Below are 17,449 nucleotides of genomic sequence, written 5' to 3'. Positions count from 1 at the left end.
AGGCCTCCTGGGCCTCTCTTGTGTATCGACCCGCTCTGAGCCTGCCTCTGCTCCCTCTGCTCCCGAGGACGCGGGCGTGGTCAGGGCGGATGCGGGCCAGGCCTGTGTACCCCTCACTTGCCTGAAGGCTCGCGCCAGGTGCGGTGTCATCTCCGATGGGTGTGGCGGCTCGGTGGACTGTGGCCCGTGCTCTCCGCCCTGCGCACCGGACGAGATGAACTGCTGCGGCACCTGCATCCCCCGCTCTGAGGGCCGCTGCCCCGACAATGTTCACTGCCGCCCCATCGCACCCCCCGAGAAAGCGGAGCAGTGAGGGCGCACCCCCGGCCGCTCGCTACACCCCCATGGGGCGTGGAAGACTGCGGAACGGAGGTGGACATGGTGAATCCAGACGTTCGAGAGATCTACGACGAGCTCGGCCAGAAATATGATGTGTGGACCCAGCTACCGGATCGGCTCTTCCTGAACGGGTGGCGGCGCGAGCTGCTCGCGGGAGCCAAGGGGGACGTGCTCGAGGTGGCTGTCGGCACGGGGAAGAACCTCGGGTTCTACCCCGAGGGTTGCCGCGTGACGGGCCTGGACTTCTCGCGGTCGATGCTCGACGAGGCCTCGCGCCGCGCCCAGGCCCTGGGCCGCCCCTTCGAGGCCAAGGAGGGCGATGTCACCGCCTTGCCCTTCGCCGATGCGAGCTTCGACACGGTGTCCTGCACGCTCGCGGTCTGCACGTTTGGAGATCCGCTCGCCGCGTTGCGCGAGATGCGCAGGGTGTGCCGTCCCGGTGGCTCGGTGCTGTTGCTGGAGCACGTGCTCCCGCGGGACCGGCCCTTGGCCCGATTCGCTCAGGCCGTCGCTCCCCTCGCGCGCAAGGCGGTTGGTTGCAACCCCAACCGTGACACGCTGGCCCTCTTGCGCGAGGCGGGGCTGAACGTCGACTCCGTTCGCGGCCGGGTTCGCGACATCATCCTCACCGTGGTCGCTCGGCCCTGATTATTGTTTGCGTTCAAAACAGAATTATTAACATATATTTCAGTGACTAATCCTGCGTAGACGGATTCCCAGTTTCTGCTATAAGAACAGATTAACCGGATTAGCCATGGAGCTATCGGTTTCTGTCTGTCAGAAAGGGAGTCACGACGTGAGCAAGAGCGTTCGCGGTTTCAAGTGGCTGGTAGGGGGACTCGTCGGAGTGTCCATGCTGGGCGCCTGTGGCGCGCCGGAGGAGCTCGAGACGGCTTCGGAGCAGGCGGGTGCGCAGGCCACGGGAGAGGTGGCGGTGAGCCTCTCGGTGAGCAAGGCCTCGCTGAGCGCCCGTGAGGACGTGTCGGTGACGGTCACCCTCACCAACATCTCGTCCCAGCCGGTGCGGCTGCTCAAGTTCTACATCCCGGACGGCCGCCTCAAGGAGGGCCTGTTCGAGGTGTCGCGCAATGGCGAGCCGGTGGAGTACATCGGTCCCCACATCAAGCGCGCGGCCCCGACCGCCCAGGACTATGTCACCCTGGCTCCCGGCGAGAGCCTGACGGGCTCGGCGCCCGTCTCCGGCTTCTATGATCTCTCCGAGACCGGCAGCTACACCGTCCGCTACGCCGCGCGCTCGCTGGAGCAGCACAGCGCGGTGATCTCCAAGGCCGCGCAGCTCGACTCCAACCTGGTGAACCTGTGGATCGAGGGTCGCGCCAGCGGCCAGCCCGAGGCGATGGGCACGGTCTCGGCCATGGGCCTGTCGTTCTCCGGCGCCTGCACCACCTCCGAGCAGTCGACGATCACCACGGCGGTGAACAACGCCAAGACGTACTCGAACAACGCGTCGACGTACCTCAACGGCATCTCCTCGGGCACCACGCGCTACACCACCTGGTTCGGCTCCTACACGAGCGCCCGGCTGACCACGGCGCGCAGCCACTTCACCAACATCAAGAACGCCTTCGCCAACGCGGCGGTCGTGGTCGACTGCAGCTGCAACGACAGCTACTACGCCTACGTGTACCCGGCCTCGCCGTACAAGATCTACGTGTGCAACGCCTTCTGGAGCGCGCCCGCCACGGGCACGGACTCCAAGGCGGGTACGCTGGTCCACGAGATGAGCCACTTCAACGTGGTGGCGGGCACGGATGACCACGCCTACGGCCAGAGCGCGGCCAAGAGCCTCGCCAGCTCCAACCCCACCAACGCGCTGGACAACGCGGACAACCACGAGTACTTCGCCGAGAACACCCCCTCGCTGCCGTAATCAGCCAGGCTGAGGTGGAGTAGCGTGAAACGGGAGCGGCGACGCTCCCGTTTTTCTTTTTCTCGGAGGAGGGCATCCGTCCCATGACTCGTGGATATAGCCGTTGGGTCGCACTGTTCTGTCTGACGCTCGGCGCATGTGCGTCGCGCAAGGAGGCCTCGGAGCCCAAGCCGGCCCCTGCGCAGCAGCAACCGGCCCCGGCGCCGCAGGCGGCACCGGAGCCCACCAAGGAGAATCCAGCGATGGCGGCGACCCTGGACTGCGTGCTGAGCGTGTCCCCCAGCGTGCGTGCGGGCGAACCGGTGGAGCTGCGGTTCCAGCTCACCAACCGCACGGCGCAACCGCTGTACGTGCTCACCTGGCGCACGCCGCTCGAGGGGGTGAGGGGCAAGGACTTCCGGATCACCCGCGAGGGCACCGAGGTCCTCTTCCAGGGACCGATGGTGAAGCGCGGGAATCCGCAGGCGGACCAGTACGTGACGCTCGCGCCCGGCGCGTCAGTGGACGCGAAGATCGATCTGTCGCAGGCCTATGAGATGAAGCATCCGGGGCGCTATCGCATCGAGTTCCGCGGCGACCTCATGGATGTCGCGGAGAAGCAGGCGGACGTGCCGCGTTCCCTGGATCAGCTCCAGTCCCGCCCGGTGTCCTGCCCGGCGGTGGAGACGACCATCACTGCGCCCTGAGCCGCGCTCCGGGTACATCTCCAGGCACACCCTCGCGCGAGCCGTCCCGCGAGGGTGTTACCTGGAGACGGCGCTGATGAGCGACGGGGACGGGGTGGTGAGCGCCCGGTTGATGGCCGAGGCGGCCTGGGGGAACGGTCCGCGCACGAGCTCCCGGCCCCTGGGACTCAAGGCCTGGACGAGCACCTGGCGGAAGCCCTTCTCCAGCCCCAGTGCGCTGTGCGGGGCCCCGTTGGTATCGGCCACCATGAACAGCGACTCCTCCAAATCCGCGGGCGGCTGCTGACCCTGCGAGAGGAACAGCGCCCGGACTTTGTCGAGCGAGTCGTTGTGGATCTTGCGGATCTCCCGGCTCGCGGCGCCCTTGAAGAAGCCAGGGATGCCGCGCAGGTCCACGCGCACCACCACGATGGGGTGCTGGCGGCGCAGGTCATAGGCGAAGCGCATGGCGTGCTCCCGGAGCACGTCGCGGGTGTCCCGGTTGGCGTACAGCACTACCGCCGGCCGTCCCTGTCCGAGCGGCACTTCTCGGCCGAACACGTCCTCGAGCTCCGAGGCGTGAGCCGGAAGGGCTCCGAACAGTCCCATCAAGCAGGCGAGTACCACCAGGATTCGCATGGGCAAAGGTCTCCTCCGGGGTGTTGGGGGACAGGCCGAGCCACCGTCCCTCGCCGCCGAGGCGCATGGACGACAGTTTACGGGCCCACCCTGACGGCTCTCGGCGAACAGCAGCGCATCTTGGCTTCTGCCCGCCCCAGCCCTGGCAAGTCCCCGGGTTGCCTGCCCGACCAGGAGCCGGGCCCTCCCATGGCTCCTCGCGCGCCGTCCACCGGCCAGATCCATGCTTCTGTCACTGGCGAAGCCCTGCCGTTTCCTCCATGGTACGGATCCGTACCAGCCCGGGTTCACGAGCGCCCGCGGCGATGAGTCGAGAAGAGGAGAGAGGGATGAGTCGCGTTCTGGATGAACTGTTGGCGCTGCTCAAGCTGGAGCCCATCGAGGAGAACCTGTTCCGGGGCCACAGCCAGGATCTCGGCTTCCGGCAGCTCTTTGGCGGGCAGGTGATAGGCCAGGCGCTGTCGGCGGCCACCCAGACCGTGGTGCCCGAGCGTCACGTGCACTCGATGCACGGCTACTTCCTGCGCCCCGGGGATGCCAGCCTACCGGTGGTCTACACGGTGGATCGCGTGCGTGACGGCGGCAGCTTCACCACCCGCCGCGTGGTGGCCATCCAGAAGGGCGAGTCCATCTTCACCATGATGGCCTCCTTCCAAGGGGACGAGCCCGGCTTCGAGCATCAGGCGAAGATGCCCGACGTCCCCGCGCCAGAGGAGCTCGCCTCGGACGTGGAGCTGCTGCGCCGCAAGGCCCACCTCATCCCCGAGCGCGTCCGCGAGAAGTTCCTGTGTGAGAAGCCGATCGAGCTCCGTCCAGTGACGCGCTTCGATCCGTTCGAGCCCAAGGCGTGCGAGCCGGTCAAGTACGTGTGGTTCCGCGCCGACGGCGCGCTGCCGGATGATCCGCAGGTGCACAAGTACGTGCTTGGCTACGCCTCCGACTTCAACCTCATCACCACCTCGCTTCAGCCTCACGGCGTCAGCTTCATGCAGCCCAACATCCAGATGGCGAGCCTGGATCATGCTCTGTGGTTCCACGGGAACCTGCGCGTGAACGACTGGCTGCTGTACGCCATGGAGAGCCCCTGGGCGGGCAACTCGCGAGGCCTGGCGTACGGGCACATCTTCACTCGGGATGGTCGGCTGGTGGCGTCCGTGGCCCAGGAAGGCCTCGTCCGCGTGCGCCAGGACAAGCGCTGAAGGATTTCCGGCGCTCAGGCGCGGCCGCTCTTCGTCCCAGAGGGCGTGGGGCGGTCGGCCAGTGCGATGAGCGCCTCGTGGCTCAAGGCCAGCAACACCGCGACGCCCAGAATCAACGGGGCGATGGCCGTGAGCCCGAGCCACTCACCGAGAAAGCCGGCGATGCTCGGGACGGCCGCGACGCCCAGGGTCGCCGCGCTCACCTGAAAGCCAACCGCGTGCGCGGCGGCATCCGTACCCACCCGTCGGGGCGTCTCGGCCATGAGGCCCGGGAAGATGGGCGCGAGCGAGAAGCCGAGCAGCGCCAGTCCGAGCGCGGCGGGTACTCCCGGGAGGGCGAAGAGGAGCGCACCCGTGATGACGCCCACGGTGCCGAGCCGCAGCAGGCGGACATTGCCCACCCGCTCGACGACGAAGCCGAGCACGACGCGGCCGGCCAGGATGCCTCCCCAGTACAGGCTCACCGACGTTCCGGCCGCCGCGGTGCCGGCACCGCGCGCTTCAGTGAGGAGGGTGTAGCTCCACTGGCCCGCGGTGATCTCGACGCCCGAGTAGAGGAAGAAGATGGTGATCTGTAGCCAGACGCTGGGGCGGCGGAGCGCGGCCCACGCGGTGATTCCGGGGGACGTTGGGTCCACGGCGGCTGGCGAGGCGGATGCCTCCGGGGTCTCGTCCGTGCGAGGACTCGGCCCGCCATTCCACTGCCGACGCATCACCGTGAATGCCACCACGAGGAGTGCGAGCACTGCGCCAATGGCGGCATAGCCGGCCCGCCACCCCGCGCCGCGGGTGAGGAGCGCCGTCATGAGCACCGGCCCGAGCGCGGCCCCGGTGCTGTAGGCAGCGTGCAGCCAGGTCATGTGGCGCGCTCCGAAGTGGTGGGCGGCGTACGTATTGAGCCCGGCGTCGATGGCGCCCGAGCCGAACCCGACGACGCAGGCCGCGGCCAGGAAGAGGGCGAAGGCGGGGGAGGCCGCGTAGCCGACGACACCGGTGGCGGCAAGCACCGTGCTGCCGGCCAGGAGGGTGCCGATGCCAGCGGTGCGCATGAACCGCCCCGCGAACAGGCCCGAGGTGAAGTACGCCGAGGCGGCCGTGGCGAGCACGGCACCGAGCGCCGTCTGGGGCAGGGTGAAGGTGTCGCGGATGGACGGCCAGGCGACGCCGAGTACGGCGTCCGGGAGCCCCAGGCTGATGAAGGCCAGATACGACAGGGCGAGGAGCGAGGGGCGGGGCGGGGCTCGGATGGATGGGGGCTCGGGTGGATGGCTCATGGCGGCGCCATTCTTGGTGTTCGCGGCTGGCTGATGTACGACATACCATGCCTACATTTCGGCATGCTTGCTGGATTTGTAGGTGGGAGTGGCTGTATGTGTCGCGGTGTGTGGTGGGGTAGGAGGGTGCCTGCGTTTGGCGACCTCTGCGGCGCTGATCCTACTCAAGTCCTTCGAGGCTGCCTCGCGATGTCATGTTCTCTGGCTCGTGAGGCGGGGTGAGTCCCTGTCGGTGCATTGCTGTCTGCAGGAGACGTCGTCCGTTCTTGACCGAGCACTTGGACGGATATCGTGCCTACATTTCGCGACAGTTGCGCACGTCTGTCGGTGTGTCGTGCCTACATTTCTCTTCATCTGGATACATATCGAGCGTGTATCGTGCCTACATCTCGCTACTCGTGGGGCGGTGTGTGGGTTGTATCTCGCTCAAAGGCTTGCATCCGGTGTTTATTTGTGTCTGTGTTTGATTGGATGAGTTGTCTTGTGTTTTTTGATTTGCTTGTGTTTGTTTGCGTTGGCCTGTTGTTTGCATTTTGTTTGTCATTTATTGTTGGTCTTGTTGTGTGGGTTTTGTTTTTATGTGTTTTGTTTGTGGGTGTGTTGGTGGTTGTCTGTCTTTGCGCGAGAAGGAGCGGAGCTGGCGGCCGCCCGTCGGTTGGCTGCCCTGCTCTGAAGGGAGCCATGGGCCGGAGTGCGAGCGGCTGGCTGCTCGGCACGCGGACCTGTGAAGAGGATGGCGGCGTACACACCCTATGGACCGAGGGTGTCCAGATATGCATGCGATGGCCTGGATCGGAATGTGCTCGTGCCTGCTGGGGAGCGGAGCCGCATGGGCTCTGGACGATGAGCAGGGCGGAGACGAATCGTACCGGCAGACGGCGCCGTACAAGAACTGGCAGCACAAGTCCGACCAGGGTCCCTATTTCCTGTTGGGCGGTGGCGTGGAGGGGTACTCCGGCTCGTTGGCCCTCCGGCTCGAAGTCGGTCCTGCCTATGGAGTCGTCGTGGGCTACAAGACGACTCCCCATGTGACCGTCGAGCTGAGTTACAGCGGGGCCGTCAACGAGCTCGACACCGACGTGGGCCAGGTGGAGCCGGCCACCGGCGTGGACATCGTGCGCAACGGCGGCCAGTTCGCCGTCACCCTGGGCATCACCCATACCCGGCTCCAACCCTTCCTGCTGGGCGGTGTGGGGTTCGAGTTCTACTCCGTCCGGGCCTCCCCGCTGAGCGCGCTCGCGAGTGATTCGAATGGATACGTCCCCGCGGGGCTGGGCGTGCGCTACCAGCTCGGCCCCGTCTTCACCGCGGATGCCCGGTTCTCCTACAACGTCCCCTTCGGCCAGGACTTCGCTCCGTCCGTGGCCGGCCTCGACTTCGCGCGCTACCAGGGGCTGCTGCAACTGGGCGGGCTCTACTGACGCCTCACGGAGAGTCCTTGCCAGCCGCCTGCGTGAACTCGGCCACGTACGGACGGAAGCGAACCCCTCTCACGAGCCCGACGGGTGCCAGCGCCTGAGCAGCCGGGAGCCCGCCTGGCTCACCGCGCCGAACAGTGCCAGTCCCACCACCGAGGCCGCCAGCACCGCGGCGAAGAGTAGATCCGTGCGCAGCTGCCGATAGGCGGACAGCACCAGGATGCCCAGGCCGGCTGCGTCCTCGGAGAAGCCGGCGACGAACTCGCCCCCGATGGCGCCGATGACGGCCAGCCCCGAGGCGACTCGCAGGCCGGTGAACAGGTGGGGCATCGCGGCGGGCAGCTCCAGCTTCCACAGCGTGGCGAGCCGGCGCGCTCCATACAGCTGGAACATGTCCCTCAACGCTGGATCCACCGAGCGCATCCCAGAGAGCGTGTTGGCGATGACGGGGAAGAGCGAGACGATGAAGGACGAGGCGGTCACCGCGCGTGTGCCCGGGCCGAACCACAGCACCAGCAGCGGGGCGATGGCGATGATGGGCACCGTCTGAAGGAAGAGGGTGTAAGGGTAGAAAGCCCGCTCCAGCAGCCTCGAGGAGGAGAGAAGGACGGCGGCGAGTACGCCCACCCCGGCGCTCAGCCCGAAGCCCAGCAGGGCCGAGCGGCCCGTGGTGAGTGCCGCGCTCAACAGCGGAGCCGCATCCCGGGACGCAGCGGTGGCGATGGCCGAGGGTGGTGGCACCAGCCAGGCGGGAATGGACAGCAGGTGCGTCAAACCCTCCCAGAGTCCCAGGAGAATAATGAGCGCGGCGGTGGGCGGAAGGGCGCGGAGGAGCGCGGTCTTCATGCGGAGTCTCCTCGCTCCAGGGCCTGGAGGAGCAGGCCCATCTCTCGGGCGAAGTCCGGATCGGCGCGCAGGGCGGGGACGCGCTCTCGGGGCAGGGCGAGCTGCCGATCCAGCATGACGCGCGCGGGCCGCCGCGACAGCACCACGGCGCGCTCGGCCAGGTAGGCGGCCTCCGAGAGGGAGTGGGTGACGAAGAGGACGGTCATCCCCAGCTCCTTCCACAGTGCGAGGAGCTGATCATCCAGTCGGTTGCGCGTGAGCTCGTCCAGAGCCGCGAAGGGCTCGTCCAGGAGCAGCAGCCGAGGGCGGGTGACGAGCGCCCGAGCCAGAGAGACGCGCATGCGCATGCCGCCAGAGAGCTCGGCCGGGTAGCGCGAGGTCGCGTCGCCGAGCCCCACCTCCGTCAGCAGGGCCTGCGCCGAGGCCCGGCGCTCCGGTGTCGGCACGCCGGCCAGCTCCAGGGGCAGGGCCACGTTGTCCAGCACCGAGCGCCAGGGCAGCAGGTGCGCATCCTGGAAGACGTAGGCGATGGGCGTGCGCGCTCCCTGGGTGCGTTCGAGGGGAGGGGAGAAGGTGAGGGTTCCGGCGTCGGGCTTGTCCAGCCCGGCCACCAGGCGCAGCAGGGTGGACTTGCCGCAGCCGGAGGGGCCGACGAGAGCTACGAAGGAGCCCGCGGCGACGTCCAGGTCCATTCCGTCCAGCACTGGGACTCCACCCGGGAAGGTGCGCCGGAGGCCGGAGAGCTGCACGCGCACGCCTCCCGTGTCATTGCCGAGCGTGGCCGGAGTGGTGGGGACCGGATGGGGGGAAGCCATGGGGGAACCGGGTTCTAACCGCCTGACGCTCTCCCGGCCAACCCCTCGTGTGGGAACTTCGAATCGCCTAGCCTCGTGCCTCCATGCTGCAACTCCAGGGTCTCATTCTCCGGTTCTCGAGGTCTCTGCTCGCGTTCATCGCGGGCATCCTCGTCTTCTGCCTGTCGTTCTACGGGCTCTTCACCATCACCGCTGCCTTCTCCGCGGTGACGGGCGGGTTCCAGCCCTTCGACATGCAGAATGACCTGGACGTGGCCGGTGTCCTGGCTCAGCTCCCTCTCTACACCGAGGACTCCCGCCGCCTGTACGCGTGGTTCGCCGCCACGGACTTCGTCTTTCCCCTCGCCGGGGGCTTCGCCTTTGGCGGCGCCGCGGCCTTCCTGATGCGTCACGGCATGCCCTCCCTCTATGCCCGGTTCGAGGCTCGGCGGGGCTTCGTGCTCTTCCTGCTCCCGACGCTGTTCGACTATCTGGAGAACGGGGTCGCACTCGCAGTCATCTTCCTGGTGCCCTCTCCGTCGCAGCCGCTCGCCACTGTCCTCGTTGGGTTCCATCAGTTGAAGTTGGGGACGCTGATCCTCGCGCACAGCACGACCCTGCTGCTCGCGCTCTTCCTGGTGCTGCGCAAGGCCGGGGGGCTGGTGGCGCGGTCTTTTCAGGCTCGGTAGAGAAACCGCTTTCCTCGCCCGGGCGGGAATTCCCGCCCACTCCTGCACAGCTGTGAATCGCCCTGCACATGGGCTGGAACGTCCTGGTGGCGGTTCCGGGCCTCTGGCCCCTCTGCCCAAAGGGACGACTCCCGTGTTCGAAGGTTGGCACGAAGTCCGCAATGCCACGCACGCCCCTCACCTGGGGCCTCTGGCTCCGCCTCGTGGGGCCTCCGAAAGGTGATGATGAAGCTCCCGCTCCTCCTGTTGCTGTTGTCCGCTCCCGCCCTCGCGGCGATACGCCCGGCGTACGTCCTGCGCATCGAGGGCGCGGATGCCTTCGTCGACCTCGGGCGCGCGGATACGACGCAGCCCGGCGAACGGCTGCGCGTCTACCGCATCATCGAAGCGCGCCACCCGGCGACAGGCAAGGTGCTGCGCGATCGGTTCCTCCTTGGCGAGGTCACGGTGTTGGAGGCGGGTGAGACGCTCTCGCGCATCTCCGCCCCAGATGAGCTCCTGGCCCGGATGGAGGTGGGTGACGAGGTGGAGTCGGTGAATGCTCCTGCTCCTCGCGAGCGTCCTGCCACGTTGGGACCGGCTGCTCAGGCCCAGGCTCCCGGGGCGACCGCGCCCTCCACCGTCGGCCCGTCTGACGCCGAGCGCGCCGCCCTGCGCACCGCGTGGAACAACGCCTTGAGACTTCCTCCCTCCGAGCGCGCGAAGGTGTGGGAGGGCTTCCTCTCCAACTGGCCCCAGTCGGACCTGGCCGGCCCCATCCGCACGGAGATCTCCTTGCTGCGTGAGGCGCCGGTGGCGTCCTCGACGACGAAGGTGCCCGCCTCGCCGGTGGCGCCCGTCCTCAAGGTGAGTGCTCCCACCAGCGCGCTCACCGACGAGCTCATCACTGTCTCCCTCTCCAGCCTCGCGGGTCCCACGCCGCGTGCGGCGATGGTGCACTGGCGCGAGCGGGGCTCGCCCACCTACCGCACCGTGCACATGAGCGCCGATCCCCATGGCCTCTTCCGTGCCACGCTGCCCCAGGGCTCGGCGGTGGAGCCGGGCATCGAGTACTACGTCGAGGCCGTGGAGCCCGCGGGTGCCACTCTTTCCGCGGCTGGCAACGCGGCCCGGCCTCAGTCCATCACCATCCGCCGGCCGCCTCGTGACGAGCGCATCGAGCTCCGCGACCGCAGCCGGGTGCGCGTCAGCAACGAGTACGTCGACTTCAACCGCTTCAAGGGCAACGACGTCTACAACCTCTTCGAGGCGGACTTCCTCTACCGCGTCTATACGACCGTGCATGCGGTGCGCGTGGGCTTCGGCAACTATCGGGGCATTGGCACTCCGCGCGATCTGCTCGACACGGGCGTTCCCGGTCAGGAGGTGGGCTACACCTATGGCTTCGGCGAGCTGGAGCTGCGCCTTCACCCGTCCCTCTCGGTGCTGTTGAAGGGCTCCGCGGGTGTCACCGAGGATGGGATCAAGGGCGGGTTTGATCTCGGCCTGCGCATCGGCAGCGAGACGGGCACGTCCCTGCTGATCCGCGGCGCTACCATCGCGGACATCGGTCAGCGCGGCAGCCTCGCGCTCGCGTGGGACGCCGTGAAGGGCTGGCCCATGAGCGCCGAGGTCGTCGTCACCAACGAGCCCATCGGCGAGGATCTGGGCGTGCGCCTCATCTACACGGTGGGCCGCTCGGTCACCCCCTGGCTCGATATCGCCGGCCGCGTGAGCTACCAGCTTCGCGACATCAACCACTCCGGCCTCGGCTTCGGGCTGGGCACCACCTTCCATTGGTAGCGGACCCCGAGAGAACACCTCCGATGATGACCCTTTCCACCGTTACCTGCCTCCTGCTGCTGCTGGCGCCCCAGACGCCGCCGGCGAGCGCCACTCCGCCCGCGCCTCCCGAGCCCCTCGAGGTGCGGCACGTCCCGGCTGCCCAGGTCCTGGTCGGCAACAACCTCGTGCTGCGCGCCGAGGTGGCCCCGGCCTGGCGCCTTGGATCGCTCGTGGCCCACCACCGCTCCGCCGGCGAGACGGCCTTCCGCGAGACGGCCTTCGAGCTGAGCGCGGATGGCACCTACGCGGCCGTCGTTCCCCTGTCCCCCGAGCAGCGCGTGCCCGTGGAGTACTACGTCACCGCCCGTGACACCGATGGAGTGGAGACGCTGCGTTTCGCCAGCGCCGACGCTCCGTACCCGGTGCTCATCGAGGTGCCTCAGTACACCCTGGAGCGCGAGGCCCTGATGGAGGTGTACGGGCAGCGGCGCTCGCGCGTGAGCGCCTTCTCCGAGTACGTGGACTACGGCTCCCAGACGCTCAATGGCACGCGCTACTCGGACCGTTACTACCGGCTGGAGGCGGACTACCTCTACCGCCTGTTCACCCAGGTGGGCGGCCTGCGGATCGACTCCATCCGTATCGGCGTGGGGCACCTGCGCGCGAACACGCCGCCCTTCGGCCTGACCGCCCAGGAGGGAGAGGTCCTGCCTGAGCTGCGCCCGGGCCTCGACTATGGCTTCTCCGAGGTGGACGTGGGCTTCAGTCAGTACTTCGGCCTCGCCGTGCGCCTGACACTTGGAGGCAATGCGACCGGCTTCGCGGCGGGCTTTGGCGGCAGGGTGCGCATCGGCCGTCCCAATGGGGCTCGCGCGGAGCTCGAGGGCGAATACACCGGAGGTCTCGGCGGTGCCGGGACGCTCCGGCTCGCCTGGGACACGGTGCCGCGCTTCCCCATGAGCGCCGCGGTGCAGGTGACCAACGTGCCCTCGGGGCCCACCGGCGTGAGGCTGCTCTACCGCGTGGACTACCGGTTCTCCGAGGCCTTCAGCCTCGGTGCTCTGGCTGGCTATCAGGCTCGCGCCTCGAAGGGCGGCGGACCGACGTTGGGGCTCGCGGCGAGCTACGGCTGGTAGGGGAGGGGGCACCGATGCTGCTCACCGCACTCACGTTGCTCCTGCTCTCGGCGGACCCGGTTTCTGCCAGTCCGTCCGCCGCCACGGCCTCGTCCCTGGCGGTGGTGTCCACCGCGGCCCCCGGTCTGGAGAAGGTCGCCCTCGAGGCGGGGCGGACGCTCGGCACCCGTTTGGAGGTGCCCTATGTGGACCTGGGCAGCTACCTCAAGTCCCGGGGCGAAGGGTGTCAGAAGGATCCGCGCTGTCTCCTGGCAGCGCCCGGGCTCTCGGCGTCCACGCGCCTGCTGCACCTGAGCCTGCGTTCGATCTCCCCCGGACGACTCGCCGTGGATCTGCGCCTCATTGATCTCCGGACTCGGAAGGTTCTCGGCCGGAGCGCCTCGGTGGTAGAGGCAGGCGGGCTCTCCGCGTGGGTGGAGCAATCCTCCACGCGGTTGATCTCCCGGGCTGATCCGTACGCCAAGGATCCGCCTCGGAGCCCCTTCGCGGTGAAGCCCGCCGCGGAGGCTCCCTCTGCGTCGCAGCCGCCAGCCGGTGTTGCCTTGCCGCGCCCCGCCCCCGAGGCGAAGTAGCCTTTCCCAGGAGCACACCGCTGATACTGCCCCCTCGCCCCCCGGGAGAGGGTCAGGGTGAGGGTACCCGAGTCTGTTCTCCAACCCGTGGCCCTCAGTGTGGACAGGGGGTTGAACCCGGGTTCACCCGATACCCTCACCCCGTCCCTCTCCCGAGGGGAGAGGGGAAATGGTCAGCCTCGGGCGAAGGCCAGCAGGTCGGCGTTGAGCTGATCCTTGTGCGTGGCGGCGAGGCCGTGATCGCCACCGGGATAGATCTTCAGCGCCGCGCCCTTGACGAGCTGGGCCGAGCGACGGGCCGAGGCGTCGATCGGTACGATCTGATCGTCATCACCGTGGATGATCAGCGTCGGCACGTCGAACTTCTTGAGATCCTCGGTGAAGTCGGTCTCGGAGAAGGCCTTGATGCAGTCGAGCTGGGGCTTGAGGCCGCCCATCATTCCCTGCAGCCAGAAGCTGTCGCGCATGCCCTGCGTGACCTTCGAGCCCGGGCGGTTGGCGCCGAAGAAGGGAGTGGTCAGATCCTTGTAGAACTGCGAGCGATCGGCGGCAACGCCCTTGCGGATGTCATCGAACGCGGAGAGCGGCAAGCCGCCGGGATTCGCGGCGGTCTTGAGCATGATGGGCGGCACTGCTCCGACCAGCACCACCTTGGCGACGCGGCGGGTGCCGTGGCGGCCGATATAGCGCGTCACCTCGCCGCCACCGGTCGAATGGCCGACGAGGATGGCCTTCTGGAGATCCAGCTTCTCGAACAGCTCGGCCAGATCGTCAGCGTAGGTGTTCATCTCGTTGCCATTCCACGGCTGGCTGGAGCGGCCATGTCCGCGACGGTCATGGGCGATGGCGCGGAAGCCATGGGAGGCCAGGAAGACCATCTGGTCCTCCCAAGCGTCGGCGGTGAGCGGCCAGCCATGGCTGAACACCACCGGCTGCCCCGAACCCCAGTCCTTGTAATAGAGCTGCGTGTCGTCCTTCGTCGTGAGCATCGCCATATCGGGTTTCACTCCATCTCCGAGGATGGCGGGGTCATAGGCCAGACATGCGGCCTTCGCTCCCTTCCTGAACGTATGCGTTCACTCCCCGGTGGAGATTGAACATTCGAAGGTCCGGCTTCGGATGTTGACAGCAGCGGACGATTCGCAAAGTCTTGAAAACCGCACCGGGGCGAGGGGGGCCGGCGTCCGGGTGTCCATGGAGTCGTCTCATGAAGTTGGGGCGGTCAGCAGTATTCTGGGTTTCAGTCATTCTTCTGACGGCATGTGGTGGAGGGGGGGAGCCGGGCTCTGCGATCGGACCCACCGCGGAAACGACGGCGCAGGCCGCTTCCTCTTCGCTGAGCGTCGAGCTGGTCTCGGGCAATGGGCAGAAGGGATTGACAGGGGTGCCCCTGCCGCAGGCCTTCGTCGTCCGGGCGAAGAACAACTCGGACGCGGGCGTCGCGGTGGTCTCGGGGGTCGAGGTCACCTTCTCCGTGCTCAACGGGGGCGGAACGCTGAGCGCCGATCGCGTCGTGACGGACGAGAACGGGCTGGCGAGGACGACATTCACCCCCGGGTCCGCGGTAGGCGATCAGTATGTGCAGGCGGCCATCGGGGAGTCAGTCGTGGTGTTCGTCACGCCGGTGCGAGCCGCCGGACCCCAGGCGTTCCTCATCTCCCGGGGAGATATGCAGCAGGCGGCTCCGGGAACACCGGTGGCGATTTCCCCCTCTGTCCTGGTGCGCGACGCCTGGGATCGCCCGCTCGCCGGGGCCGAGGTCTCCTTCTCGGTGCTCTCGGGAGGCGGGACGGTCGGGCCCGCCGTCGTGCGCACCAACGAGGGGGGAGTGGCCGCCGTGGACAGCTGGGTGCTCGGCTCGGCCCGGGGACTCAACACCCTGCGTGCCGCGGATACGGCGGGGCACGAGGTGCTCTTCACCGCGCTTGCGGCGCCTGCACCTTCTCCTGACATCAGCCTGTTCGTCCGCTCGCCCGTGGCGAACACGACCGTGGACCAGGACACGCTCGAGGTGACGGTGGATGTGTTCTCCCGCTTCCAGCTTCGCAGGATTCAGGCGACCTTCGGCTCGCGCACCTTCCCTGTCGACTTGAGCGCGTTCAACTTTCCGTGCGGCTCCAGATGGTGCACCCGGTACAGCGCCAGCCTCCCCCTGGACGGGGAGCCCGCGGGACGCAAGCTCCTCACGCTCTCCGCACGCGACGAGTTCGGCGGAGAGAACTCGGAGCTCATCGTCTTCCACGTGGACCGGCCGCCGGCCCTCAAGGTCCAGGGCTTGAGTCACTGGGGTGTCGTGCAGAGCGAGACCGTGACGATCGACGTCACCTGTGTGGATGACGCCCCCGCCGGGTGTGCGTCTCTCGAGCTCCGTGCTCGCGGCAACTCCACCCCCCTGGCTTCGGGCTCCAACCGGCTCACCTACGTGCTCGATGCGCGGCCCTACGATGGTGGGCTGCTGGAGGTCCAGTTGACCGGCACGGATGCCCTGGGCAGGCGGCGCGACATGCCGCTGGTCCTGCCGGTGGAACTGGCGCCCGGGTTGACGAAGGTGGCCTCGGCTCCGGAGGGGGCCTTCGCGCTCGACTTCGGTGGCAGTCGCGTCGCCTACAAGTCGCCCGTCGTGGATGTCGTGGGGCTGCTGGACGTGGCCACGTCCGTCGATGCCCGTCTCGGGTCGGGCTATCTGGCTTGGGTCACTCCGTTCGGCGCCATCTGGCAGGACCGGGGCAGCATCTGCACCGAGTTCCGCCACAGTGGCTACATCCGATTCCCGAATGGAGGCGTTGGAGTGCACGTGAACGGCCCCTATGCCATCTACCAGGAGTCGGCCACGCCGTTTAATGGTGCCCTCAAGTTGTACGACACCCTCTCCGGGAGGACCGACCACGTGGCGGACAGCTCCGAGTACGCCGACGTGAGTGCGTCGGGGGATGTCGTCTACGAGAGATACGGGAGCGTCTACCGGTACCGGGCGGGTTCCTCCACCCTGCTCAAGGACGCACGTCAATGGCCCCTGACCGACGGAATCAACGTCGCCGTCGCCCCAAGAGGCTCCGGCACCGCGCGGGGGCTCTCGATCATCCTGGCCGACGGAAGCGAGGTCCCCCTCGCCGAGCCGCGCGAGGGCCTGCGTCCGAGGACTGATTACCAGGTCGCCAACGGGTGGACGGCCTTCCGCGTGCCGTTCGTCTCCAATGGCAACCTGGGTATCTGGGTGCGCAGCCCCTCGGGGGATATCTCGCTCGTGTCCTTGCCTGACCAATACGCCTGGCTCGAGGCGCTCGCCCCGGATGGGCGGGTGGTCTACGCCTCGGCGGGGAGGCGCTACCTCGCGGCAGCGGGCAGCGTCCCCGTGGACGTGGGCGCCGAGCACGGCATCGTCAAGGTTCGCGAGGACCGACTGCTGCTCCTGCTCGGCCGGGACGTGCTCGAGATGCAGTGAGGCCGTGACGTCGACGACCGCTCCCGCATGGTGGGGGAGCGGTCTCTTTTTTGCCCTGCCGTGACCGTTTGACCCAAAATCTGAATCCGGTCAAAATGTCCACATGGCAGCTTCTTCCAGCCCACCGGCCGGCCGCTCCTCCGCCGAGGCCCGGCGTCAGCGCATCCTCCAGGTGGCCAAGAGTCACTTCGAGCGCTTCGGCTTCCGCCGTGCCCGCATCGAGGACATCGCCCGCGAGGCGGGTATCGCCAAGGGGGCCGTCTACCTGGAGTTCGAGAGCAAGGAGGTCCTGCTCCACGCGGTCATCGGGGCCCTGCACGAGGAGACGGGGCGCCGGTATGCCGCGGAGGTGATGGCGCTGGAGTCGCCTCGCGAGCGGCTGCGCGCCACGCTGCGTTTCGCCTACCGTGAGCTCTCCCGCGATGTCTTGCTCGAGCGGCTCGTTCGAGAGGACCCCGAATTGACGGTGCTCCGCTCGCTGGCGGAGTCCGGGGACAACCCGCGCAAGGCGGATGCCCAGGTGGAGATGTTTCGCGGCTGGGTGCGCGACGGCATCGAGCGGGGCGAGTTCCGCGCCGATCTGGACGTTGACGCGGTGCCCTTCGTCATCGGGCTGCTCCGCTTCCTGCACTACCACACCGGGATCATCACCACGGGGGACCGCATCACCCGCGAGCGGCTGCTCGACGCCGTCATCGACATCTTCATCGCGGGTCTCTCCGCGCCCGTTTCCACCCCGCTACGCCCGAGCAGGAGCCCGGGCCGCGGCTCCAAGAGGTAA

16 protein-coding genes are annotated in these 17,449 nt (G+C 67.8%); 11 read left to right on the top strand and 5 right to left on the bottom strand.

Features of this window, described 5'->3' with window-relative positions:
* The first annotated feature begins 378 nt into the window (after window positions 1-378).
* The 3 genes from OV287_RS28825 to OV287_RS28815 all read left to right on the top strand — a co-directional run bounded on the left by OV287_RS28825 (window position 379) and on the right by OV287_RS28815 (window position 2,916).
* Window positions 379-987 carry a class I SAM-dependent methyltransferase gene (locus OV287_RS28825; protein ID WP_267537267.1) on the top strand — a complete coding sequence of 203 codons (609 nt, stop codon included), beginning with the start codon at window positions 379-381 and terminating at the stop codon, window positions 985-987.
* Window positions 988-1,135: 148 nt separating this feature from the next.
* Entirely contained in the window at window positions 1,136-2,230 is a 1,095-nt protein-coding gene (locus tag OV287_RS28820; RefSeq protein ID WP_267537266.1) for a M35 family metalloendopeptidase, read from the top strand.
* 83 nt (window positions 2,231-2,313) lie between these two features.
* On the top strand, window positions 2,314-2,916 hold the full coding sequence (locus tag OV287_RS28815; RefSeq protein ID WP_267537265.1) for a protease: 603 nt from the start codon (window positions 2,314-2,316) through the stop codon (window positions 2,914-2,916).
* Between the two features lie 57 nt (window positions 2,917-2,973).
* Here OV287_RS28815 and OV287_RS28810 read toward each other — a convergent pair whose 3' ends face one another.
* Window positions 2,974-3,534: a hypothetical protein gene (locus OV287_RS28810; protein WP_267537264.1), complete on the bottom strand. Its 561-nt coding sequence runs from the start codon at window positions 3,532-3,534 to the stop codon at window positions 2,974-2,976.
* Between the two features lie 329 nt (window positions 3,535-3,863).
* Here OV287_RS28810 and tesB point away from each other — a divergent pair, with 329 nt between their 5' ends.
* Entirely contained in the window at window positions 3,864-4,733 is an 870-nt protein-coding gene (gene tesB / locus OV287_RS28805; protein WP_267537263.1) for an acyl-CoA thioesterase II, read from the top strand.
* A 14-nt stretch (window positions 4,734-4,747) separates the two neighbouring features.
* Here the strand turns inward: tesB and OV287_RS28800 are convergent, their stop codons facing one another.
* Window positions 4,748-6,007 carry an MFS transporter gene (locus OV287_RS28800; protein WP_267537262.1) on the bottom strand — a complete coding sequence of 420 codons (1,260 nt, stop codon included), beginning with the start codon at window positions 6,005-6,007 and terminating at the stop codon, window positions 4,748-4,750.
* Window positions 6,008-6,789: 782 nt separating this feature from the next.
* Between OV287_RS28800 and OV287_RS28795 the strand changes: the two genes are divergently transcribed.
* Window positions 6,790-7,428, top strand: a complete 639-nt coding sequence (locus OV287_RS28795; RefSeq protein ID WP_267537261.1) for an outer membrane beta-barrel protein — start codon at window positions 6,790-6,792, stop codon at window positions 7,426-7,428.
* 69 nt (window positions 7,429-7,497) lie between these two features.
* Here OV287_RS28795 and OV287_RS28790 read toward each other — a convergent pair whose 3' ends face one another.
* Window positions 7,498-8,271: an ABC transporter permease gene (locus OV287_RS28790; protein WP_267537260.1), complete on the bottom strand. Its 774-nt coding sequence runs from the start codon at window positions 8,269-8,271 to the stop codon at window positions 7,498-7,500.
* Window positions 8,268-9,086: an ABC transporter ATP-binding protein gene (locus OV287_RS28785; RefSeq protein WP_267537259.1), complete on the bottom strand. Its 819-nt coding sequence runs from the start codon at window positions 9,084-9,086 to the stop codon at window positions 8,268-8,270. The genes OV287_RS28790 and OV287_RS28785 overlap by 4 nt, the downstream gene beginning before the upstream one ends.
* An 83-nt stretch (window positions 9,087-9,169) precedes the next feature.
* Here OV287_RS28785 and OV287_RS28780 point away from each other — a divergent pair, with 83 nt between their 5' ends.
* The 4 genes from OV287_RS28780 (at window position 9,170) to OV287_RS28765 (ending at window position 13,226) form a co-directional block, all read left to right on the top strand.
* On the top strand, window positions 9,170-9,754 hold the full coding sequence (locus OV287_RS28780) for a hypothetical protein (RefSeq protein WP_267537258.1): 585 nt from the start codon (window positions 9,170-9,172) through the stop codon (window positions 9,752-9,754).
* Window positions 9,755-9,976: 222 nt separating this feature from the next.
* Window positions 9,977-11,536 carry a hypothetical protein gene (locus OV287_RS28775; RefSeq protein ID WP_267537257.1) on the top strand — a complete coding sequence of 520 codons (1,560 nt, stop codon included), beginning with the start codon at window positions 9,977-9,979 and terminating at the stop codon, window positions 11,534-11,536.
* A 23-nt stretch (window positions 11,537-11,559) separates the two neighbouring features.
* The gene (locus OV287_RS28770) at window positions 11,560-12,654 is read left to right on the top strand and encodes a hypothetical protein (protein WP_267537256.1); all 1,095 of its coding nucleotides are present in this window, start codon (window positions 11,560-11,562) and stop codon (window positions 12,652-12,654) included.
* Window positions 12,655-12,668: 14 nt separating this feature from the next.
* Window positions 12,669-13,226, top strand: coding sequence for a hypothetical protein (locus tag OV287_RS28765; RefSeq protein ID WP_267537255.1), 558 nt, complete (start codon window positions 12,669-12,671; stop codon window positions 13,224-13,226).
* A gap of 173 nt (window positions 13,227-13,399) precedes the next feature.
* Here OV287_RS28765 and OV287_RS28760 read toward each other — a convergent pair whose 3' ends face one another.
* Complete coding sequence (locus OV287_RS28760) at window positions 13,400-14,221, bottom strand: alpha/beta fold hydrolase (RefSeq protein ID WP_267537254.1); 822 nt, start codon at window positions 14,219-14,221, stop codon at window positions 13,400-13,402.
* Between the two features lie 389 nt (window positions 14,222-14,610).
* On the opposite strand from OV287_RS28760, the gene OV287_RS28755 reads away from it, so the two are divergent.
* The gene (locus OV287_RS28755; RefSeq protein ID WP_267537253.1) at window positions 14,611-16,668 is read left to right on the top strand and encodes an Ig-like domain-containing protein; all 2,058 of its coding nucleotides are present in this window, start codon (window positions 14,611-14,613) and stop codon (window positions 16,666-16,668) included.
* 103 nt (window positions 16,669-16,771) lie between these two features.
* On the top strand, window positions 16,772-17,449 hold the full coding sequence (locus OV287_RS28750; protein WP_267537252.1) for a TetR/AcrR family transcriptional regulator: 678 nt from the start codon (window positions 16,772-16,774) through the stop codon (window positions 17,447-17,449).

It is taken from the genome of Archangium lansingense (assembly GCF_026626635.1).
Taxonomy (GTDB): Bacteria; Myxococcota; Myxococcia; order Myxococcales; family Myxococcaceae; genus Archangium; species Archangium lansingense.
Note: the sequence above shows the minus strand (reverse complement) of the source record. Positions and strands in the feature narration are given on the sequence as shown.